Raw genomic sequence first — 20,570 nt, 5'->3', positions numbered from 1 at the left:
CGGCCGTGTCCCGGAAGCTGGCCAGCGTTCCCGGCGATGTGATCCATCGTCCAGTCCGCTGCCGCTCAACCCGGCACCCTGACACCCCACCGTTCCGCTTTGTCGCGGCTTCGCGGAAAACGGTTCGGTTCAGGCTTGGCGAAAGACGATATTTTTCATAATGGCATGGTAGATGAACAGCCGGCCCCAACCAGGGCGGCTCAAGACGGTCCCGTAGCTCAACTGGATAGAGCATCAGATTTCTACTCTGAGGGTTGCAGGTTCGATTCCTGCCGGGATCGCCACTCACGTTTTGCCCTCCTGTGATTTCAACGGGTTGCCGCCGATATTGGCAAACTGCGTTTGCGGTTTGCCAATTCCTGTTCCTGAAATGAGCTTGCCGGCCTCGATGGCCATGCGCTTCCGGTTCGCGCCCTTGGTGTAGACCTGCGCCTGAGAGATCGAGGTCCAGCCAAACCAGGCCATAAGCTGGTGATCGGTCGCGCCCTTCTCCGCGAAATAAATCGCGGCCGCCGCGCGGAGGCCGTGAGGTGTGCAACGTGCCGGCATCTTTGCCTCGCGACACGCACCCCTGAACCAATTGCCAAAGCTCGCGGCCGACGCGAAGGGTTCGCTTTTCTCTGTCAGCAAAAACGTGAGCTGGTTGCTTGGCGGTAGCGCCTCGATCGCCGCTTGCAGCCGAGGCGTGACCTGGACATTGAACGGTACATCGGTCTTTTGTCGTTTCATCGAGAGCATGCCATCTCGCACGTGCTGGCGCCCCATCCGAATGACGTCGCAGCGTGCTTGGCCTGCCTGCAGCAACAATTCGTAAGCCAGACGTTCCCGCGTTCCCACCGGATAAGCTGCTTCGAAGTGCTCGCACTCTTCGACGTCCCACGGGTGATGAGACTTCGACTTCACCTTGACCAGCTTCACGCCGGCGAGAGGATCAACCGCCAGCAGATTGTTCGCTAGACAGTAATCGAGGAAGCCGCGAAGCGCGTTCTTCCAGTTGCGCGCGGACGCCGGCGTGAGATTTTCGAAGATCCTCTGCAGAGCGTCTTTCGGCATGGTCGCGACCGGCAGATGGCCGCACTTTTCGCGAAACCGCTCTAGGATCGCGCGTCGGTAATTTTGCGTATTCTTCGCAAGCCCGTCCCTGAATGCCGAGGATTGATAATAGCCGATCAGCGCTGCGTTCACGCTGCCGGGCTTGGTCCGGCCGGCTCCGATCGCGGGCGCACCCCACTCGTCCTTCAACCCCTGCTCTCGCGCCGCCATGAATTCAGGAGACCATGGCAAGCCAGGCAACGCGATCCGCTTCCGACCAGGCGCGCGGAGGTAGAAGCGCGCCTTGCCGAAGCGGTCGACGAAAGCATGGGTGTATTTGGGAAGTTTCATTTAACGGTGTTCCAACCGCCGGCGTCGGCCGCGCCCTCGTCGGCCGCTCGATCGCCTACGATAACCACGATCTTTCCGGCCTCAATTTCAACGCGGCAAACATTCTCTCCGGCAGCGCGCACACCCTGAACGGCGCGCGTCACGTCGCTCTGACGAAACAGGCTTGGCTGCCGCCTCCCCTGGGAAACACTCTTCATTGGCGTTTTCCAACATTCGATGCCCACCGATTGTTGGTAACAAGTGCTGATCCCGCGACTGAACGCGACCTTTGCTCACCATCGTTTGCACCCGGTGGTTAGCGGTGGATGGATCAGCGGGAACGTCTGTGTTGCCCTCGCTCAACGCCGATCCGATGTCAGTTAGTCGCGCCCTCCTCGAAGAAGCGATCGATGCGACGGACGATCTCGCCGGCCTGGATCACGACCACGCCGGGGGGATTGGACTTGCTTGCGAGCTGCGCCAGCTTGTCAGCGGACAGCTCGTCGGTGCCGGTCGCACTCTGCGCACCAGAACCGACGCTGAAGAAGATCCATTCGCGCACCTTGCCGGCGCGCTGTTGCCGAACGTACATCGCGGCATATGCAGCGGCGTCCATGAGCTTGGCGCCGGCGCTCACAAACGCGGCCAGGAAGGCAAGCTCGATCAAGTTGGTCTTGGTCATCAGGCGGGTCCTGCCTTGAACACCATCGAACCCACTCGACAGCGTCACGCGCTTCAATGCGTTCCCGATCCAAAACGGATCGCGGCCGATCAGCTCGGCCGCAACTTCCTTCGAAACTTCCTTTTGCGCTTCAGATCTTGCCAGCATCTGCAAATCAGCTCCTGCGCACAAACTGGACCCGAAGCGAAAAAAAGTCAACTTACGCAGCACGACAGCGCCGCCGCCCCTGTGGACGGCGGCGCGGAGATTTTCGGGGCAAGCTCCCAAAACTATGCTGCCCTCCCGCCAGCCATGGGGGCGGCGGCACGCAATTTCAGGACGCCGGCGGCGAGCTGCTCGGCGTAGAGCAGTTTCGACCGGTGCGCGATATAGTTGTCGACGGCGTCGACCTGCGTTGCCACCATCAGAGCGAGCGCCTTGATCGCCACGCCCTCGAAGGTTCGGCATTCGCATTTGTAGATCAGGATTGCGATTCGATCGATGCGGCGGCCGAGCTCGTACGCCTCATTGCAAGCTGTGTTGTAATCAGCCGTGGCCGCCTCGATCGCCGCCTCGTAAGCGCGCGCGATCGGCAGCATGCTCTTGGCATCGCGCACGCTCTGCGATCTCTTGTCAGGCTCGGAATCGGCTTCCTCGCAAACGCCGCACCAAGCCGGCGGATGCTGACCGGGCAGCCAGGTGATCTCCGCCGGCGGCTCTGGATAAGCCAGCTCCGCAGCGTCGCGGCAGCGCGCCTTGCGCTTTAGGGCCGCAGCGAAGGCGGCCTCGACCTGGTCGAGCTGCTGGCCGAGCCAGATCAGGCGCCCGCTCTCGCGGGGCACCGGCGCGGCAGCAGCCGGCAGGGATGCGCCGGTGCCGGCCGTTGCGGCAACAGGCACCAGGGCCAGAAAGGCGCCCAGGAGACCGCGCCGGCCGATCGTGGCCGGCTTTGGCGATGATGTGGCGAAACGGTTCCTATGCGGTACCGTTTCCGCAGCTGGCGGAAACATCGGATGTTGAAGGGTCATGGGGTCAGGTCCAGTTAGGGGCTTCTCACAGCCGCGCCGGTTACAGACCGGCAGCCGGGGGGTGAGAACCAGCCTGGACGACTGGTCGGCAGCGCTTTTAAGCCTCTCGGCTCTGGACATGACGCACCGCCCCCGGCCATAATGGCCAGGTGGCGCGCCCGCCAAGGCGCTTCCAAGCGCCCATAGGAAACCCGCCAAGGTCTCCACCGCGCGCATTCGGCGGCCCCGCCAAGGGCCGCTCTAGTCCAAGTCCGGGTTCTCACACCCACGGACAGCCTCTCTGATTTGCAGCCGATTGCCAAGCCCTCCCGGGCGGCTTTCGTGCGCCATGTTCGATCCTAATCGTCACCAGGCAGCAACGCCGGGCAAAAGCAAGCCTTGGCCGTGCACGTAAGATTGCTCTCGACCGTCAGTTGCGGTTCAATGGCCGTTGGGGCCTGGGGAGAACAGCAACATGCGTAGATTGATGACAGTGGCTTTGTGTGCCGCACTGGCCGGGTGCGGTTTGGCGAGGCAGGCCGAACGTCAGGAGCAAATGAACGCGGCAAAGTCGTCCATGGCCCAGGGTTTCGAAGATTGTAAGAATCAGTTCCCCGAGGGCTCTAAAAACTACATTGAAAAGAATAGGTGCAATGCTGCCGCCGCCTCAGTCATTCGACCGTTCACTCCGTACCCGGATCTCTTCGACAACTATTGGGCCAAGCGCGCCGTTCTAGCCGAACGACTGCAAGGCGGAAAACTCACGCTCGCTGAAGCGAATGCGGAAGCAACCCAAATACAGTCGGATGTCGCCGCAGAAGAACAACGCCGCAATCTTGCTAGCCGCTCGGTCGGTGCGCAAGAATCGGCTGCGGCGGCAGCATGGATGGCATCGCCATCAGTAGTCGTCGTGCGGCGCTAACCTCATGAACCCTTTCAAAAGCATTATTCTCAGCCTGCAGGCCACCGGGACCTCGGCCATCGTCTGCGTCTGGATCGTTTGCATGACCCTCTTGGCTATCTTCGCCCCGGACACCTCAGCGGCAAAAACGGCCATGACGATCCTGTCAATTTTCGGTGGAGCATTGATGGCCGCGATGGCGTTTCGCCGCGACTAGGCTGCAATGCTGAGCGGTTTAGACGGATACGGCGGCGATGCCAATGCGCTGCCCGACGCGATCGGGCCAGCGCTTGAGCACTTTCGTGAATATCCCCTCGCGCGTGATCGTCGTGAGTTGCGCCAGGCCGCCGACGATGCAGCCCACCTTGGCTGGATGCCGCATATCGAACGCAGAAGGCACCAGCCGCTGAATTTCGAGGAGCTTCAAGCCGTCGACCGCCGGATCGAATGCATCAAGTCCGACCTGCTCTGTCAACCCGGCCGCGCGGGCGGCATCGGCCGTTGGCGCCGGAGCACAGATTGAACCTTCGACTTTTCCGACCTGCCAAGCGATCAGTCCAGCGTGATAATCATGGGTTGGAAGGATGTAGGTTTCGAATGCGCGCCGGGAGGTCGAATATCCGATGAGCCAGAGTTCGAAAGCCGGATCAAAAGCGCCAGCGTGCAAGACTTCAGGCATGACAACCGCCGCCATGGTCGTCACCGCCTGCAGAGCACTCGCAACTTCCTCGACGACAGAGTCAAAATCCGAACAACGCTTGTCGATTTCGTTGATGAGGAGCGGCATGACATCACATCGGCCTCGGATGACAAGCGCGCTGTCCATAGTCGGTAGGGTGAAGCACTTTTGCCCGACGTGCGTCAGGATCCCTGCGGAGCTGTAGAATGCGCCATCTGTAAAAACGTGGGCGCAGTCTGCCTTTACGATGATGTTGATTGCAGTCATGGATACCTCCCAAATGTTGCAAAAGGCGACAAGCCACCACTGGCGCCCGGATTGAAGATTGACGCGAAAGCCGAGTTGATCAGGGCCTTCTCGAGAGTTTTAAGCAGGCCGGTCAAAACCTCATTGAGGTTCCTGCCTTCGACAACCGCATCGGCGAACGCGTTGGAAAGAGCAGATCCGACTTGAGAGCTCGCACTGTTCAACCTGTTCACCGCGTCCCGTGCCTGGTCCATTGCGGCTGTTGCAGCGCCAATGTTCTGTGAGGCGGTAAAAAAGGCGTCCGCGTGCTTTTTGGTTAGCTCGATGTCGGCGGCCTTCAGCGCTTCCTGCGCAGTCATCGTCTCCCGAAATTTCTCATAGAGATCGATCTGCTTTTGTGAGACCTCGCCGTCATCCTTGCGAATTGCGTTCAGCAGCTCGAACTCGGCACGGAGCTGCGCTTGCACTGCGTTGTTCTGAGCCACTGCGATGGTGTCGGCCTTCAGCGCCGCCGTGCGCCGGGTGATTTGCTCTTCGGTGCGATTGAAGGCGTCGCCCTGGGTGGGGTTGTTGAGGCCGAAAGGATCCGTTCCGTTAAATCTCGGCGGCGCCTTGTCAACTCGGAGGCGCGGGGGCTTCTCCGCGTCCTCCTTCGTCTTCTGGAAGCCATCCCGCAACTCAGTGAGCTTCTTCATGGTTTCCTGTGTGAAGCCCTCCAACGGCCCGCCCTTGAACAGGCCGAGGAACAAGGCCGTCAGCTGGATCAAGTCAGAGATGTCGGTCTTGATCATGTCAAACGCCGCTGACACGAGCTGATTCTTGAGCGTGGTGCCGAGCGCCGAAAATAATTCCGACAGTGCTTTAGCCTGAGCGCCAATCTTTTCTAGATCAGGCCCGGCACGCGCCGCTTCGTCGGCAATCTTCTTGAGCGCAACGCCGCCCCGCTCCAGTGCTTGCACCGCACTCTCTGGAAGGCCCAACGCCCTGGCTACTTCGAGCCGCTCGATCGGCCTCAAGGTCTGCATGATATCGCCGACCTTCGCCAACGCACCGACAGCGTCGAGAGCGTCGATCTTGATGCCCTTCAACGCTTGCGGGTTGGCAGCGAACAGCTTTGCCAACGGGTTCTCTGTATTGCCTCGCTGCATCTGGTCGAGTTGCAATGCGACGCTAGAAAGCGACTTGTTCAAATCGTCAACCGACGAGCCTGACTTTCTGAACGCTTCCTGCAGACCATAAACCGACTGGATCGCGGTCTCAGTATATTTCGCGGTGTACTGCAGGTCCTCGAACCGCTTCACCAACTCTCTCAGCGCGTCCTCGGCGGCGCCGATGCCCTTGGTCACTACATTCGAAAACAGGTTGCCCAGGAAGGATGCCGCGGCCGGGTTGATCCTGTTGAAACGATCCTCAATTCCAGACGCAGTGCGATCGGCGATGTCGCCGGCCTGCTTCATGTCGCGCTCGAACTTACTCAGCTGCGCCGAGAGCGCGACCACGAGTGCCGCCGTGTCGTTCCCAGCCATCGTTCAGCCCCTTTCTAAAAAGCGTATTGCGGTGATGCGGGCGGCGGCAGCGTAACTCCGCCGCCCGCAGGGATCGCGCTCAGTGCGTCCGTGAGCGCGGCCTCAACCGACGATGACGTAGAGCGTCATCGGGTCTTTGGTTGCCAGAGCGTCGTAAGCCGCCTGCGTCAGCGTCACGCTCGGCAGGCCAGTGAGCACCTTGTCGGCCGATATCGTGAAGCTCTGCGAGAGCAGGACTTCCGACCCGAGCGATGACGTGGCCACCGGAAAGTTCAGCTCGATATCGCCAGCCTTGAGGCGATGCCGATCGCCGGCAGCGACGACGATCGGATTGCCGAGCTTCCAAGCCATCTGCTGATTGCCGGCCGTGAGCGCGTCAAAGACCGCATAGGCGCGGAAGCTCGGCCAGGTGAACGGCTTTGTTGCGACGGGAAAGTCGATCGCGGCCGAATTCACCAGAGACCCGGCGCCCGCAGGCGCCAGGGAAATTGATTGTCGGGCGTAGCCCTTGGCGCCGCCGGCGATCGTCAGCTCGGTGAACACCAGCCCGGAAGCATCGAAGTTTCCGAGCGCCAGGTAAGCGCTGTATGGGATCACGTTCGCTCCGATCACGCCGCCAGCGCGGCCGTAAACGTACCCTTCACGAACGCGGCGGGGTACTTCAGCACAAACGCCAGGCGCTCTTCGGCCAGGACCGTGACCAGGTTGCGGCGGAAGTTGTCGCTGTCTTCGGTCGACACTTCCACAGCGGCTTCTTGGCGGTCGAAGATCTGCGCACCACGCTTGCCAGGTCCGACAAGGAAGTTATCCACGGTCATGGCCTTGGTCGTCACCACCGGCAGTTGCCAGAGGAGTTCAGCTTGTGCCGCCATCGGACCGCTGCCGACGTAGTCGCCTACATCGTTTTTCGTCACGAGGATGTCGGTCCAGTCGAGCGGATTGACCGCGATGAAGTCCGGCTCGAAGTCCATCGCCTGCACCTGAGCGATCGCGAGCAGCAACACATCAATCTTGGTGATGTTGCCGGCCGACGCAGGCACAAACGGCGGAGAATAGGACGTCGCGTTCGCGAGAACGCCCAGAACATCGCTTCCGGCTCCGGATCCGCTCAACAGCTGGTTTTCCTCGATGTAAGCCAGGTCATAGAGCAGGTCGGAGTCGATGAAGCTCATGAGGGCCGGCGCATCGTCGAGAATCTGCCGCGAGGCGAGCAACCAATGCGCAATCGTTTTGACAGGCCAATTGACGAGATCGAAGCTCATGTCGCTTTGCGGCTTCAGCGCGCCCTCCGCAACCGTTGCAGCGTTGTTCGACCGCGCCGTTTGCCGGGGCCACTCGATCGTGCCTTTGTCGGTGCGGCCAGGCGCAAACACATCACGCATTCGAAGTCGCCGCCGAGCCAGCCCAATGGGCTGTGCCTGGCGATCGGGAGGTGCGAGAGCGCCGGAATCTCCCGCGCTGCCGCCGTTGGCGCTGGTGAGCGTTGCCGTGGTCTTAACGTTGAAGCGCGCCCTGCCCTTCCAGCGCTGACCGTCGAGCGATTTGAAGACTTCGCTTCGGATGACCTGAGCGCCCCAGCTGTCCGCGACATCGGCCGAGCCGCCGCCCTGTCGCAGCAGGGTCATCTTCTGCTCGATCTCAGTCATCCGCTGCGAAAGGCCCTTGGTCTCGCCGCCGGCGGCTTCCAGCTTCGAAAGCACGTCGGCGCTGTGCGCCTTGAACTGGCGAACCAGCTCCTCGGTGGCAGCCGCGCCGCCGGCCGCGTCGGCAACCACGCCGCCGAAGCTGTGCGCGTGCGCAACAGCGGAATAGTCGAATCCGACAACCGCGACGGCGGCAATCAGGACGATGGCGGCGAGCGCCATCAGTGGCAGGTAACGTTTCATAGCAGGTTAGACCTTTCTGAGATCAGATCGAGCAGCTTTGACCAGCTCGATCAGCTCGTTGATTTTCGGATCGGGTTCATCGTCGCAGTCATCGCCGCTCAATGCCGGCCAACCGCCAGACATGAGCTTTTTCACCGCCCGTGCGGGCAGGATCGTGCGAAGCATGGCTTCAAGCTCGGATTTCGAGCTGAAGGATTTGACCTCTGTGATCCGCGCGGAGCGGTTCGCAGGGAAGCCGACGATCGACACCTCCATGATGTCGAGCGTGGTCAGGATCGTTGTGCCATTCGGGCCAGGCTTGGCGCCATTCGGCATCGTGCGGTAGCCGATCGAGAGGCCGGCCAGGTCGCCGGCCAGCACGTGCGCATATGCATCGTGGCCGGCAGCGGTATCGAGATTGAAGCGGCCATTGACCAAGAGGCCCTTGCCGTCCTCCTGGAGCGTATCCCATCGGCCAACCGGGCGATCCGGATCGTGGCCCCACAGCATCAGCGGCGCAGTGCCCTCGGCCTTGTGGCGTGCCAGGGAGGCGGTGAAGGCGCCTGGTGCGATCACGTCGCCATAGCTATCCGGCTCGCCGTTGAAGGTGCTGCCGTAGCCGGCGACCGTGCCCCGGCTGTCGGGAGCGCGTTTGAACTCGATCGGCGGGGAAACTCGGAGAATGTTGGAAAGTTTGGTCATCGCATCCTTCGGCAAAGCTCAATGCGAACCACGCGGAGTGGTCGGCAGGTTCTAGATTTGAGCCTTGGCAGCGCCGGAGCACATGCGAAGGATAGACCGCAACCGGCGCGAAGCACGGCGACGGAAGCGAACCAATCTGATTCTTTCGCTGTCATCAAGAGGGCCTCCCGGCGGGCTTGCCGGCCGCGTCTGTCGCGTTGTCCTCGATGAAGTCCGCGAGCGTGTGCAGATGCCGCACAGTCGCGTCCTTGCCCTCCGCAGCGAGTTTGTAGGTCAAGCCGACCGTGAACAACGATTCCGCGACTTCGGACCTCGGCACGCCGCCTGCGACCAGGTCCTCGGCCGAGCGGGTCCAGAAATTGTTCAGGTTGCCCATCAGCGTTCCCTTCATCGCCCGGATCAGGTCGACGATCGTGCTGCGCTCACTCATCGGAGGTGTTCCCTTGCTGTCGGTTGAGTTTCTGTCGGGCGTTCCATTCGCCTTGCTGCCGCAGCTGCTCGCTGCGCCGGCATTCATCGCCGCAGAACCGCTGCGGCCGCCCACGCCTGAAGAAAATTTCGAACGGAGTTTTGCAGACGGCGCACTCAACGCCCTGCGGCAGCGGCAGCGAGAGCTGATTGAATAAATCGGGCGCCTCGGGTCTAAATTCAGCGCTTTTCGAGGCCGGCGCGATCTTGTCGCCGCTAACCCGTTGATTTGACTCAGAGCGATCAGGCGCAGTCATCGCAACACCTGCCGACCGGCCCGAAAAAACCAGTTAGCGCGAAAAAAATCCGCGAATGAGTATGGCGCCGGTCCGGGCCGAGAGACTTCCTGGACTTTTGACCCGCCCCCTCCCCGGCGAAAGAAAACGGTTCCGAATGAGAACCGTTTCTGTTGTGGGAGTTTGATGGGAAGTAGCGGGAGCTTGGCTAAGACCTCAATGGCAAGCCTAAAGCCCAATGAGATCAAGCCTCGTGGGAGCTTGTGGGTAGATTGGGACCTTGTTTCCGTGTGCATCGTGCGCACGCCAGCGCGCGCGCACGCATGTGTGTAGATAGGGAGATATGCTCCCAAGCTCCCACGCGCCTTGTTTTCGCTCGCGTTTCTTCCTCCCGGGAGCTTGGAGCGTGGGAGGATCAATCCTCCCATTTTTAATGCTGTTCGAGGGTTTCGAGGGTTTGGAGAGGGTTTTGAAAAATAGATGCGAGGGTTTTTGTTTTCTTTCTTCAATTGTGTAAGAGGAAAATTCGAGGGTAGAGAGGGTTTTCCTCGTATAGCGCGCAAGCAAGACACGCTTCTTCGCATGCAAGCTTCAGCCGCTGCAGCCGCGCTCTCTCTCGCGACGCATGCGTATGCGCGCGCGAAAACCCTCGAAACCCTCTCCAGCTTTCGGGAAGTGCATACGAACTCGAAGGAATTCCGTTTGCGATAGTTTTTACAAACCATCTCCAGACCCTCGTACCCTCGGATGCGATTGTGCAACACGTGTTGCCTCTTTCGAGGGTTTGGGAGGAGGCCGCTGCCCGCCGGAGGGGGGGCGCGGGGGAACAGCCTCGACATCAGTGAGCCTCATGCCAACCCACCAGGCGAAGTGATGCCGTTCCGATCGAAGCCCGCGCAACTTCAGTTGGTCAGCCAGGCGCCGGCTGGTCCAAGGCGGCGCGCCACGCGAGGCGCCGTATGCGTTGAAGCGAGCGAGCAGCTTGGCTGCTTGAATTTGGTCGTGAGGGCTCTTGATCACTTGCGAAGCGAGGAAGTCGTCGACCAGGCTATCGCGATCGCCGCGATGCTGACGCGGCGGCGCGTACTGTCGGCAAAGCTCATCGACGACTTCTGCCAAGAACCGCTGGCGAGCAGCTGGCGTCGCATTGGCCCAAGCAAGTTTTAAGATTCCAAACTCCTCGCCCCCCTTTCCCCGCATTGAAGGCGGCCGGCGAATAGACCCTCGCAAATTCATGGCCGCCCCCGGTTTGACAACGCGGGAAAAAGCGCTTGCCCCTCAATGGTGACGCTAAGAGAGGTTTGACAGACTAAGCTATTGAGATCGTGCGAGGTCGCACTTCTGCCGGGATCGCCATTTTCAGGTTCAAGCGCTCATGGTGAGCCCGGTCTACGACGCGCGCCCGCAGGGTCCGCTGTCCTTCACGAACGCGTGGGTCGCCTCGCTCCGGGCTTTGATCCGGGCAAACGAGCCCTATCTATCCGCCGAGCGACGTGCGCCCGATAAGGACTTCGATGCCACTATCCGACTTGACGAGAATGGCTATCGCATCTGCGGTGGCGGTTGTGGCAATATCGTTTCTGGCAGTTGACGCGGGAGTCGTGAACTCCGGTGTGGTCACAAAGCCCATCGCGACGGCCCGGGCCACTATCGCGGACGCGGCGGCGAGTCAGCATCAACTCGCGTTCGCTGTTCAGGCGTGGGCGCGTCGCGACCACCAGAAGCCGGCCGTGGAAGAATGCCTGGCGATCGATTGAAACAGCGCAGTTTGTAGCCGCTCTCGTCTCGCGGATGTATGCGCAACGTAACAATCATGTTTGTTATAGGCCGTTATTCCCCCGGATGAAGATCGTCCAAATCCAGCCGAACAGTGCGCTCAAGGCGGCGACCGATGCGGCGATTGCCGCGGTCCGAGTCCACCAGATCTGCCGCTCGTGCCGTTCGATATCCGCCTCGGATTTTTGATTATCTTTCCAGTTCAGCCATTCCTGGGCGAACCCGATCGTCATGACGGGCGCGGTTCCGATCGCGATCGCTCCTGCGGATGCCGCGTCGGTCTGGGCGAGGCGCGCTCGGACGTTGGCCGCACCCGTCTTTTCAAGCACCGCAAGCCATTGCTGGGACTGTTCGTCTGAAACATGCCACGTGCATTCCCTGTAAGGAAACGCTTTCGGTCGCTCTGTCATGGCCTTGCACCGCACTCACCCTTCAGTGTCGCCCTGATGTCGCGCCCACCACCCGGCGATTGCCGCCGCGAGATCCTTCCACACCTCGGTCGGCAGATCCGGCACGGCGACCCGGACGCTGTACCGATCCGTGGTCGCGTCGTGAAACCACTCCGTCGCCGCGAAATCAAAACCAAAACTGCCGGCGTGGCGAATGGGGAAGCCCTTGCCGCTCAGGTCGCGGCTCATGTCGTCGGCTGCCTGACGCGCGGTCGCCTCGTCGAGGGCGCGTCTGCCGCGAAGCGTGACATAGAGGCCGTGGGTGAAATGCAGCTCGGCCGAGAGCGAAGCGAGCTCGGAGGCGAAATATCGCGCCGTGTGGCGACCGTTGCGCAGGATCGCCGCGACGCGCCTTTTCGTCAGGGCCCAATAGGCCGCCGAGCCCACGAATGGCGGGAAGTGCGCCGGCAACGCCGCGCCACCGAGAAGCCGGACGGCATTGCGGGTTTCCGCCGCCAGGCTTTCGGACAGCAGCTGGCCTGCCTTGAGGTCCTTCCGGCTCCAATGCACGAAGACGGCAGAGCCCAGCCGGCCATATTCCACGCCGAGCGAATCCAGCTTGTTGTGACTTCGCACCAACACGACGGGGATGTCCCATCGCGCGGCCCATCTCAGGACGCGCCGGATGCGCCCTGACCTGCCGGCGAAACATGTCGTGTCGAAGATCAACAGGTCGAGCCCCGAACCGTCGCAGCGCAGAGCCGCCTCGAACGCCCCGGCAGGGGCGCATGAATCCAGCAGCAGAAGCCGTGGCGCGGCCGCCGCATCAAACGCTTCGCCCAGCGGCAGCCTGGCGGTCACAAGCCGCAAATGGGGGACGAGGCTCTCGATCAGCTCCACTGTCTCGCCGTAGGTGCCCGGCAGCACTACGACGTCTGCCTTGCCGATAGTTCGTGCGGACGCGAGCAGCAGTGCGGAGATCGCGGCCATGCCGGAGGCGGTATAGATCGCCTCGCTCCTGCAGCCCCGCTCGAGTTCATAAAACGAGGGACCGCACACCTTGAGGTCCGCGCGCTGATAATCGTAGCTGAACACGAACGGACCGCTGGAGGGAGACGCCGCGTGCGACCAAGCCGTCTCCGTCGCCTTCCAGTCCTGCAGCGCATGCTCCGCGCGCAGCGCGGCGGCGAGCTGAAATTTGGAGTCTACAACCTCCTCGACCGATTGCGGCCGAGCCAAATGCAGCGGGCTCCTCAGGCAATCGTTCAGCAGCCCGATTTCCCTTTGCTTTCGTTTGAGATAGGCCTCGGAGGTCTCCATGCGGATCTTGATGATGGTGGTCTTGGCAATTGCGACTGCCTTTCAACGTTCGGCGAACGCATTGGCTCCAACAGCCGGGCCCGCTCATCCTTGCAACAAAGACCGGCCCTCGCCGTTGACACTTCATAGGGAGAACATCATGAGCGAGATCAGAGAGCACATGAAGATCATCGGCAAGGACGGCGCACCTGTCGGCACCGTCGACCGCGTCGAGGGCAACCGCATCAAGCTGACGCGGAAGGACAGCCCGGAAGGTCACAAGGACCATCATCATTACATCGACACGAAATATGTGGGTGCTGTCGAAGGCGATGTCGTCAAGCTCTCGGTGAATGCCGACGCGGTGCCAAAGTCGGAAGCTGCCTGACACACTGCAGCCCTTTGCAGGCTTTTTGTTTGTTCACGATCCTGCTCCGCTTCGTTCCGCGAAACGAATCGCGATCGGAAATCGTCATCCGAACGAGTCTTAACGTCGCGTTTCGGCGTCTTGCGTCAGGCGTCGAGCGTCACGAGCACGGGCCGGAAGCGGTAGGCATCGATCGCGGCGTTGGACAGCAGCAATCGTCGCCTTTCGCCAGCCAGCATCATGCGGTCGATCCTGTGCAGGATGAATCGGGCCGCGTCCCTGCGCTCGCCAGTCAGCAGGCCGGATTGGTCGAGATACTTCCAGGCAATCTCGAAGGATTGTGCGCGCAACTCGGGATCGGTCATAGCGGCTCAACGTCGCGGGGGAACCGACGTTCCACCTGCACGCGCCTCCCGCCCGGTCGTCCTTGATCTCGCGCGAAAAGAATTGAGGGGGCGCGGAACGAACCTGCGATCGACGCGTTCGAAATCCAGTGCTGCCGATTTGCCAGCCCCGATCGGCTCTCGAGAACCCCGTGCTTGTCCCCCCGAGCACGGGGTTTTTCTGTGAATACCGGTTCTCTCGTAAGAGTGTGGGCTCAGTCCGTTCGATCTTCGCGCCGGTCGCGGGCGAGTTGATGCCAGGCCAGGGCCAGCTCGATGAGACGTTGCCGGTCGGGACCTTCGGCCGCCACGGCGCGCTTCATCGCCGCCTCGGCTTCATGCTGTGGATCGTACTTAGTACACATGAAGCCAATTCTAGCCGGACGATCTGGACAAGCGCGTGGCAATTTCGTCCGTATGATTGCGGGGTTAACGCCTCCCCACACGGATTTGCGACGCGATCCAACTCACGCATCTGTCGAACGACCGGCAACCATTGCGGGCTTGACGCGCACCGATCTGTGAAGTGCGTCACAGCCGGCGCCCGGCGTCTCCGCTAAACAGTCCTCAGCGCTCCCAGAGAGCGAGAAGGCTTGGGAGATATTCCCGTCATGACACAAGAAGCCGCAGCCGAAATTGCCGTACCGACGCGGCGCGAACGATCCGACCCGCTCGGCATCGCATATCTTGCGACCATCGGCATCGTGATGCTGGCCTGGATCGCAGGCCTGGTCTGGGCCGCGATCGCGTTCTTCGGCTGGCTGGTTTCCTGAGGCGCGGGCCGATCCTCTTTAATTCCCGGCCAGCTGGCGGCCAGCGCCAAACGAAAAGAGGCGGGATCTTGGCCCGCCTCTTCGCTTCAGCTCTCGCCTGGAGTGCTCAGTAACACGCGCGGGGATCAGCCTGCACATACTGGCCGCTCGGATAACGGTAGTAGCAGTTGCCCTGGGCCAGATAGTAGCCGGGGCGCGAAGCAGCCGTCGCGCCGGCGATCGCACCGGTGGCACCGCCGATCACGGCGCCTGCGGCCGCACCCGAGGCGTTGCCCGAGATCAGGCCGCCCAGCACACCGCCGACGATGGCGCCGCCAAGGGCGCTCGCGCCGGGGTCGGCTGGCGGCGGAGGCGGTTCGTAGGCGACGGGCGGGGCGTAGGCTACCGGCACGTCATCGTAATAATCCTCCGAAATGTAGGCCGGGGGCCCCTCCATCCGCTGCGGATAATAATACCGCGCGCCGCCCACATCCCACCACCAGCCGGAGCGGCCGTTGTGGACTTCGTGGCGCCAGCGTCCGCCATCCCAGGCGAGATGGCCGCGATAGGCGTGTCCGCCCCAATCGCGCGGCGGCGCGGGACCCCTGGCGTAATTGCGTCCGGGCGGCGGACCGCCGGCATTGCGCGGCGCAGGACCTGCACCTGGACCTGCATGACCAGGACCGCCAGCGTGGGGCTGGCCGCCGGGCTGTGGCGCGGGCCGGACAGCCTGCTGCGGCGGCGGACCCTTTCGTATGTTCTGAGGCGGCGCGCCGCCGCCCGGCCCGGCCGATGGCTGGGCGGCGTCTCTCGGCGGTCTGGCGTCCTGAGCCTGCGCCGGGACGGCGAGCAATGCCATGGCCGAAACCAAGGGAATGATGATCTTGATGCGACTGGACGCACTCATGCGTGCTTGCCCCCTACTCTCTCGATTGCCGTCAATGGCCGTGATGCCTCGCGCGATAGACGATTCGGCTCGCGCTGAGCTGATGCCGGCTGACATGACTGACCTGCTTTGGTCGCCCAAGTCCCGTTACAAATGATTAAGATCACGACATTTTTCCGTCCGCCCGGGCCGCTCTGGAGTGCCTCTAGCGGGCCGGCTCGATCACATTGCAGTTGCTTCGCCCGGACATCAGGCAGTCCTGCATCTTGCTCGCGGAGGTGAGATCGCGGGCGAGCCACCAGCCGACGCCGAGGATCACGATCGCGATGATCAAGCCGGCGATGGCACCGCGGCGGTTGTCACCGGCTTGAGGTTTTGGAGGGGATTTGAGCTTAGCGCCCGGTTCGGGCTTAGCTTTGGACTTAGGCTCGGAATTGGCTTCGGACTTGGACATGGCTGACCGATCACGGGGCGAGCGGGCTTTATCACCTCTGCGGCGCGGCGTCACATCCTGCCCAAGCTTCTCCCGGTTAGCCTCGGGTCGGCCGGATCGCTTCCTTGCGCGAGGTTTCGACCGCCGGGATCGCCTGCTGGACCCGCGGTGCGCAGGTCGTAAGTACAAACGCGGTCTGGGTGCATTCCCAATCTGCACCCAGGACGGCACTTTCGATCGGCTGCGGGCCAGCGAGGAGCAGCGCGGCACCGGCCAGGGCTGCCACCGCGACCGCGATTGCGAGCGCCTTCAGGCTCAGTCTTGAGATCGTCATACCCGTGCTCCGCGTCTCATACCCGGGCGGACGCTAGGCACCGCCCTGGTGCCCCCCTTATGAGGGACATCACAATTCGGCAGTTTTTCGGGGCTACGAGAGATCGTCGGGGGCGGCGATTTTCGTCTACCTGATCGGCTGCGATTATAGGTGGCATCACGGCGCGCGCCGATGTACACGCATCTGCGTCGCGCGGCGCCCGCTATGCCCAGCCGACGTACCAACAGGCAGTGATGTAGGATCGAAAGCGAGGATGACAAGGTTCGCCGATGAGTGGATTTAGGGAACCAGGCTTCTCCGACCGGCAAAAGGCGGCACAGGAAGCACGCAAAAACCTTTTGAACAAATTCAAGTCGCAGCCGGGGCCGGATGATCCCGCGGTTGTGGCGAAGCGTGCGGAGCGCGAGGCCCTTGCGGCCAAGCGCGCCGAGGCAAAGGCTGCGCGCGAGACGGAAAAGGCCGAGCACAAGCGCCTTCAAGAAGAGGCTGCCGCGCTCGAGGCCGCGCGGATCGCCCGCGAAGCCGAAGAAGCCGTCGCGAAGGCGGCCGAAGCCGAGGCCGATCAAAAGGCCAAGCGAGACGCCCGCTACGCCGCCCGTAAGGCGAAGCGCAAGTAACGTTCGCAAGTCTAACGCTAGCAAGTCACGTTCAATTGAATTTGGACTGAAACAATACTCCGGGGGCGGTCTACGTGACCGCCCCCGGATTTTTGGCGCGCGTCTGCCTGTCGCAAGCGCCTCCTCGACGATGGAAGATCAGTGCTTCTTCATCATCCCGTCGTCTTTCTTCATCCCGTCCTTCGACATCGTGTCCTTCTTCATGCCGTCGTCCTTGGACATGGTGTCCTTCTTCATGCCGTCCTTGGACATCGTGTCCTTTTTCATCATGCCGTCATCCTTGCCCATCTTGTCCTGGGCAAAGGCAGCCGGCGACAGCGCGAGGCCGAGCGAGAGAATGGCCGCTGAAACGCCGAGCGCGATGCGGGTACGAATGGTCATGACTGGTCTTCCCTTCGAGATGAGGTTTGTCAGCGACGGACGCCGCTATCTGATCTCGACGGATTGCCACGGGGCGTTGTTACGCGGCCGCTGATAAATTTCCGCGGCACTTGCCGCTGATGCAGTAAATCAGAAGTGTGCAACGCAGCATGGCCGGCACTTGCCGCGGCATTCGGTCTCGAACTATCAGATGAGAGAACATTGTCCGAAAGACCGGCTAGGATGGGCTTCAGCACGGTCTCAAAGACCAACCCAAAATCAAGGCAAACAAGGCCCTCCAAAGAATCGTCCAAAAAATCGTCCAAGAAACCGTCCAAGGGAATCACGCCATGCTTACGCGCCGCCACCTGATTGCGACCGCCGTCGCCGCACCCGCCATTCTCCGTTTCGGCACCGGCACCGCGCATGCCGCGACCACGCTGAAGATCTCGCATCAATTCCCCGGCGGCACCGTCGATAAGGGCGATTTCCGCGACCGGCTCTGCCGCATGTTCGCCGCCGAAGTCACCAAGCGCAGCAATGGCGACATCGCCGCCGAGATCTATCCGAACTCCTCCCTGATCAAGACCAACGCGCAGTTCTCCGCGATGCGCAAGGGCGCGCTCGACATCAGCCTCTATCCGATGCCCTATGCCGGCGGCGAATTGCCGGAAACCAATATCGGCCTGATGCCGGGCCTCGTCACCACCTACGACCAGGGCATGCGCTGGAAGAAGGAGCCGGTCGGCAAGGCCTTGACCGACTTCCTCGCCGACAAGGGCATCATCCTGCTCAGCTGGGTGTGGCAGGCCGGCGGCGTTGCCAGCCGCTCCAAGCCGATCGTGGCCCCCGAAGATGCCAAGGGTCTCAAGGTGCGCGGCGGCTCGCGCGAAATGGACATGGTGCTGCAGACCGCCGGCGCATCCGTGCTGTCGGTGCCCTCGAACGAAATCTACGCGGCGATGCAGACGGGTGCCTGTGATGCCGGCATCACCTCCTCGACCAGCCTGATCTCGTTCCGGCTTGAAGAGGTCGCGAAATCGCTGACCTCGGGCGCAGGCGCGTCCTACTGGTTCATGCTCGAGCCGCTGATGATGTCGAAGGCGATCTTCGACAAGCTGCCGAAGAACCAGCAGGACGTCCTGCTCGCAGTCGGCACCGAGCTCGAAGCCTTCGGCCGCAAGGGCGCGCAGGACGACGACGTCGAGGTCGCCAAGGTCTACGAGAAGGCCGGCGCCAAGGTCTCGGCGCTCGATGCCGCGACCGTCGGCAAGTGGCGTGACATCGCCCGCGACACCGCCTGGAAGGACTACGGTGCCAAGACCGCGACCTCGGCCAACCTGCTCAAGCTCGCGACCGACGTCGCCGCATGAGCCACGGTCCGCTTCCGGATCGTGACGACCAGGCAAACGCTGCCGCAAGGACCGGCCTTGCGGCGGCGATCGATCGCGGTCTCACCATCCTCAACAACATCATCGTCGTGTTCGCAGCGATTGCGCTGATCGCGGCCTGCGCCATCCTGAGCTACAGCGTGCTCAGCCGCGCCTTGTTCAAGGCCGCCAATTACTGGCAGGACGAGGCCGCGGTGTTCCTGCTGGTCGGCGCCACCTTCATGACGGCCGCCTACGTGCAGCAGAACCGCGGTCACATCGGCATCGAGGCGTTCGTCGGCCTGCTCTCACCGCTGGCGAACCGGATCAGGCTCTGGCTGGTCGATGCCGTGACGCTTCTGTTCTGCGCTTTCTTCGCCTGGAAGTCCTGGACGCTGGCGCATGAAGCCTATGTCGACGGCCAGGTCTCGAACTCGATGTGGTCGCCGCCGCTGGCCATCCCCTATTCGCTGATGGCGTTCGGCATGAGCCTGCTCTGCGTCCAGATTCTCGTGCAGCTTGCGCTGCCCTTCGCTGGAGCCAGGCGTTCATGAGCGTTTTCGGTATCGGCCTCGCCTATGGAATCGCGACGTTGGTCGTGATGTTTTCGGGCATGCCGATTGCGTTCGCGCTCGGCGCGGTCGCAGTCGTGTTCATGGGCATCTACATGCCCGCCGCCTCCCTCGATACGGTGACGCAGAACGTCTACGAGGAAATGGCGTCGATCACGCTGCTGTCGATTCCGCTCTTCATCCTGAAGGGCGCCGCGATCGGCAAGTCGCGCGCGGGCCAGGATCTCTACTCGGCCCTGCACGCCTGGCTGCACCGCGTCCCCGGCGGCCTCGGCGTCGCCAATGTGTTCGCCTGCGCGTTGTTTGCGGCGATGGCGGGCTCCTCGCCCGCGACCTGCTCGGCAATCGGCTCGGCCGGCATCCCCGAGATGCGCAAGCGCGGCTATTCCGGTGGTTTTGCCGCCGGGATCATCGCCGCCGGCGGCACGCTCGGCATTCTGTTGCCGCCGTCGATCACCATGATCCTGTTTGCGGTCGCCGCCGAAAAATCGCTGGGACGGCTGTTCCTCGCCGGCATCGGGCCCGGCCTGCTGCTGGTCTCGCTGTTCGGCGTCTACGCCGTGATCCGCTTCCGCCAGGAATATGCCGCGGCCGAAGCGATCTACAAGAACGGCGGCCCAGAAGCTGCGATCCTTGCCCGTGACGAATACACGCTCGCGGAACGCTTCAGTGTGCTGCCGCGCGTGATCCCCTTCGTGCTGCTACTCACCGGCGTCATGATCGCGCTCTATGGCGGCTATGCGACGCCGTCGGAGACCGCTGGCCTCGGCGGCCTCTTGGCGCTGGCATTGATCGCGGCGATCTACAGCGTGTGGCGTCCGAGCGACCTCGCTCCAATCCTGAAATCAACGATCCGGGAATCGACCATGCTGATGATGATCATCGGCATGTCGCTGCTCTACTCCTACGTGATGAGCTATCTCCATATCTCGCAATCGGCCGCCGAATCCGTCGTGGCGATGCATCTGCCGCGCTGGGGACTCTTGTTCGCGATCCTCGTCATGGTCGTCGTACTCGGCTTCTTCCTGCCGCCGGTCTCGATCATTCTCATGACCGCGCCGATCATCCTGCCGCCGCTCCGCGCCGCCAATTTCGACATCATCTGGTTCGGCGTCGTCATGACCATCGTGATGGAGATGGGGCTGATCCATCCACCCGTCGGCCTCAACATCTTCGTCATCCGCAACGTCGCGCCCGACATCCCATTGCGCGAAGTGATCTGGGGCACGTTGCCGTTCGTGCTGCTGATGATGGTCGCGGTGCTGCTGCTATGCTTCGTGCCGGAGATCTCGACCGGGCTGCCGGACCTGGTGATGGGGCCGGACGGGAGCAGGTAGCTGCTGCGTCCACCGTCATTGCTTCGCTGCGCTCGCTATGAC

The 20,570-nt window shown here is 62.2% G+C and carries 26 protein-coding genes and 1 tRNA gene; 10 read left to right on the top strand and 17 right to left on the bottom strand.

Annotation, left to right across the window (positions count from 1 at the left end; all coding sequences use genetic code 11):
* Nucleotides 1-207 precede the first annotated feature (207 nt).
* Nucleotides 208-284: transfer RNA gene (locus IVB45_RS18050), tRNA-Arg, on the top strand.
* A gap of 1 nt (nt 285) precedes the next feature.
* Here the strand turns inward: IVB45_RS18050 and IVB45_RS18045 are convergent.
* The 4 genes from IVB45_RS18045 to IVB45_RS18030 all read right to left on the bottom strand — a co-directional run bounded on the left by IVB45_RS18045 (nt 286) and on the right by IVB45_RS18030 (nt 3,051).
* The gene (locus tag IVB45_RS18045) at nt 286-1,383 is read right to left on the bottom strand and encodes a tyrosine-type recombinase/integrase (RefSeq protein WP_247360944.1); all 1,098 of its coding nucleotides are present in this window, start codon (nt 1,381-1,383) and stop codon (nt 286-288) included.
* Nucleotides 1,380-1,580, bottom strand: coding sequence for a hypothetical protein (locus tag IVB45_RS18040; RefSeq protein ID WP_247360947.1), 201 nt, complete (start codon nt 1,578-1,580; stop codon nt 1,380-1,382). Before IVB45_RS18040 ends, IVB45_RS18045 begins: the two co-directional genes overlap by 4 nt.
* Nucleotides 1,581-1,738: 158 nt before the next feature.
* Complete coding sequence (locus IVB45_RS18035; RefSeq protein WP_247360950.1) at nt 1,739-2,254, bottom strand: hypothetical protein; 516 nt, start codon at nt 2,252-2,254, stop codon at nt 1,739-1,741.
* A gap of 59 nt (nt 2,255-2,313) precedes the next feature.
* Nucleotides 2,314-3,051, bottom strand: coding sequence for a hypothetical protein (locus tag IVB45_RS18030; RefSeq protein ID WP_247360953.1), 738 nt, complete (start codon nt 3,049-3,051; stop codon nt 2,314-2,316).
* Nucleotides 3,052-3,505: 454 nt separating this feature from the next.
* Here IVB45_RS18030 and IVB45_RS18025 point away from each other — a divergent pair, with 454 nt between their 5' ends.
* Together IVB45_RS18025 and IVB45_RS18020 are read left to right on the top strand one after the other, a co-directional pair.
* Nucleotides 3,506-3,952 carry a hypothetical protein gene (locus tag IVB45_RS18025; RefSeq protein ID WP_247360956.1) on the top strand — a complete coding sequence of 149 codons (447 nt, stop codon included), beginning with the start codon at nt 3,506-3,508 and terminating at the stop codon, nt 3,950-3,952.
* A gap of 4 nt (nt 3,953-3,956) precedes the next feature.
* Entirely contained in the window at nt 3,957-4,148 is a 192-nt protein-coding gene (locus IVB45_RS18020) for a hypothetical protein (protein ID WP_247360960.1), read from the top strand.
* Nucleotides 4,149-4,166: 18 nt separating this feature from the next.
* Here the strand turns inward: IVB45_RS18020 and IVB45_RS18015 are convergent, their stop codons facing one another.
* The 6 genes from IVB45_RS18015 to IVB45_RS17990 form a co-directional block, all read right to left on the bottom strand.
* A complete protein-coding gene (locus IVB45_RS18015; RefSeq protein ID WP_247360963.1) occupies nt 4,167-4,877 on the bottom strand; it encodes a hypothetical protein in 711 nt (236 codons plus the stop codon).
* A complete protein-coding gene (locus IVB45_RS18010) occupies nt 4,874-6,382 on the bottom strand; it encodes a hypothetical protein (protein ID WP_247360966.1) in 1,509 nt (502 codons plus the stop codon). Before IVB45_RS18010 ends, IVB45_RS18015 begins: the two co-directional genes overlap by 4 nt.
* Nucleotides 6,383-6,484: 102 nt before the next feature.
* Entirely contained in the window at nt 6,485-6,979 is a 495-nt protein-coding gene (locus tag IVB45_RS18005; protein WP_247360969.1) for a hypothetical protein, read from the bottom strand.
* Between the two features lie 11 nt (nt 6,980-6,990).
* Nucleotides 6,991-8,268, bottom strand: a complete 1,278-nt coding sequence (locus tag IVB45_RS18000; protein WP_247360971.1) for a phage major capsid protein — start codon at nt 8,266-8,268, stop codon at nt 6,991-6,993.
* 6 nt (nt 8,269-8,274) lie between these two features.
* Nucleotides 8,275-8,964, bottom strand: coding sequence for an HK97 family phage prohead protease (locus IVB45_RS17995; RefSeq protein ID WP_247360973.1), 690 nt, complete (start codon nt 8,962-8,964; stop codon nt 8,275-8,277).
* A 139-nt stretch (nt 8,965-9,103) separates the two neighbouring features.
* Nucleotides 9,104-9,379, bottom strand: coding sequence for a hypothetical protein (locus IVB45_RS17990; RefSeq protein ID WP_247360975.1), 276 nt, complete (start codon nt 9,377-9,379; stop codon nt 9,104-9,106).
* A gap of 13 nt (nt 9,380-9,392) precedes the next feature.
* On the opposite strand from IVB45_RS17990, the gene IVB45_RS17985 reads away from it, so the two are divergent.
* Nucleotides 9,393-9,575 (top strand): hypothetical protein, encoded by a 183-nt coding sequence (locus IVB45_RS17985; protein ID WP_247360977.1) that lies wholly within the window; start codon nt 9,393-9,395, stop codon nt 9,573-9,575.
* Nucleotides 9,576-11,473: 1,898 nt separating this feature from the next.
* Here the strand turns inward: IVB45_RS17985 and IVB45_RS17980 are convergent.
* Nucleotides 11,474-11,839 carry a hypothetical protein gene (locus tag IVB45_RS17980; RefSeq protein ID WP_007610194.1) on the bottom strand — a complete coding sequence of 122 codons (366 nt, stop codon included), beginning with the start codon at nt 11,837-11,839 and terminating at the stop codon, nt 11,474-11,476.
* Nucleotides 11,840-11,854: 15 nt separating this feature from the next.
* Entirely contained in the window at nt 11,855-13,138 is a 1,284-nt protein-coding gene (locus IVB45_RS17975) for a hypothetical protein (RefSeq protein ID WP_247360979.1), read from the bottom strand.
* A gap of 139 nt (nt 13,139-13,277) precedes the next feature.
* Between IVB45_RS17975 and IVB45_RS17970 the strand changes: the two genes are divergently transcribed.
* Complete coding sequence (locus tag IVB45_RS17970; RefSeq protein WP_063994351.1) at nt 13,278-13,505, top strand: DUF2171 domain-containing protein; 228 nt, start codon at nt 13,278-13,280, stop codon at nt 13,503-13,505.
* Between the two features lie 125 nt (nt 13,506-13,630).
* On the opposite strand, the gene IVB45_RS17965 is transcribed toward IVB45_RS17970, so the two are convergent.
* Nucleotides 13,631-13,849 (bottom strand): hypothetical protein, encoded by a 219-nt coding sequence (locus IVB45_RS17965; protein ID WP_027569948.1) that lies wholly within the window; start codon nt 13,847-13,849, stop codon nt 13,631-13,633.
* A 629-nt stretch (nt 13,850-14,478) separates the two neighbouring features.
* Between IVB45_RS17965 and IVB45_RS17960 the strand changes: the two genes are divergently transcribed.
* A complete protein-coding gene (locus tag IVB45_RS17960; RefSeq protein WP_199198412.1) occupies nt 14,479-14,640 on the top strand; it encodes a hypothetical protein in 162 nt (53 codons plus the stop codon).
* A 106-nt stretch (nt 14,641-14,746) separates the two neighbouring features.
* On the opposite strand, the gene IVB45_RS17955 is transcribed toward IVB45_RS17960, so the two are convergent.
* From IVB45_RS17955 to IVB45_RS17945, 3 genes are all read right to left on the bottom strand, one after another.
* Complete coding sequence (locus IVB45_RS17955) at nt 14,747-15,526, bottom strand: hypothetical protein (RefSeq protein WP_027569946.1); 780 nt, start codon at nt 15,524-15,526, stop codon at nt 14,747-14,749.
* Nucleotides 15,527-15,710: 184 nt separating this feature from the next.
* Nucleotides 15,711-15,959, bottom strand: a complete 249-nt coding sequence (locus IVB45_RS17950) for a hypothetical protein (RefSeq protein ID WP_027569945.1) — start codon at nt 15,957-15,959, stop codon at nt 15,711-15,713.
* 76 nt (nt 15,960-16,035) lie between these two features.
* On the bottom strand, nt 16,036-16,272 hold the full coding sequence (locus IVB45_RS17945; protein WP_247286132.1) for a hypothetical protein: 237 nt from the start codon (nt 16,270-16,272) through the stop codon (nt 16,036-16,038).
* 269 nt (nt 16,273-16,541) lie between these two features.
* On the opposite strand from IVB45_RS17945, the gene IVB45_RS17940 reads away from it, so the two are divergent.
* Nucleotides 16,542-16,889, top strand: a complete 348-nt coding sequence (locus IVB45_RS17940; RefSeq protein WP_027569943.1) for a DUF6481 family protein — start codon at nt 16,542-16,544, stop codon at nt 16,887-16,889.
* A 138-nt stretch (nt 16,890-17,027) separates the two neighbouring features.
* Here IVB45_RS17940 and IVB45_RS17935 read toward each other — a convergent pair whose 3' ends face one another.
* Nucleotides 17,028-17,270 (bottom strand): pentapeptide MXKDX repeat protein, encoded by a 243-nt coding sequence (locus IVB45_RS17935; RefSeq protein ID WP_007610178.1) that lies wholly within the window; start codon nt 17,268-17,270, stop codon nt 17,028-17,030.
* Nucleotides 17,271-17,599: 329 nt separating this feature from the next.
* Here IVB45_RS17935 and dctP point away from each other — a divergent pair, with 329 nt between their 5' ends.
* From dctP to IVB45_RS17920, 3 genes are read left to right on the top strand one after another with little or no spacing between them, the layout of a single operon-like run.
* Entirely contained in the window at nt 17,600-18,622 is a 1,023-nt protein-coding gene (dctP, locus tag IVB45_RS17930; protein ID WP_211395902.1) for a TRAP transporter substrate-binding protein DctP, read from the top strand.
* The gene (locus IVB45_RS17925) at nt 18,619-19,173 is read left to right on the top strand and encodes a TRAP transporter small permease (protein ID WP_247360981.1); all 555 of its coding nucleotides are present in this window, start codon (nt 18,619-18,621) and stop codon (nt 19,171-19,173) included. Before dctP ends, IVB45_RS17925 begins: the two co-directional genes overlap by 4 nt.
* Nucleotides 19,170-20,528, top strand: a complete 1,359-nt coding sequence (locus tag IVB45_RS17920) for a TRAP transporter large permease (protein WP_027569941.1) — start codon at nt 19,170-19,172, stop codon at nt 20,526-20,528. Before IVB45_RS17925 ends, IVB45_RS17920 begins: the two co-directional genes overlap by 4 nt.
* The last annotated feature ends 42 nt before the right edge of the window (nt 20,529-20,570 follow it).

This window comes from Bradyrhizobium sp. 4, assembly GCF_023100905.1.
Classification (GTDB): domain Bacteria; phylum Pseudomonadota; class Alphaproteobacteria; order Rhizobiales; family Xanthobacteraceae; genus Bradyrhizobium.
Note: the sequence above shows the minus strand (reverse complement) of the source record. Positions and strands in the feature narration are given on the sequence as shown.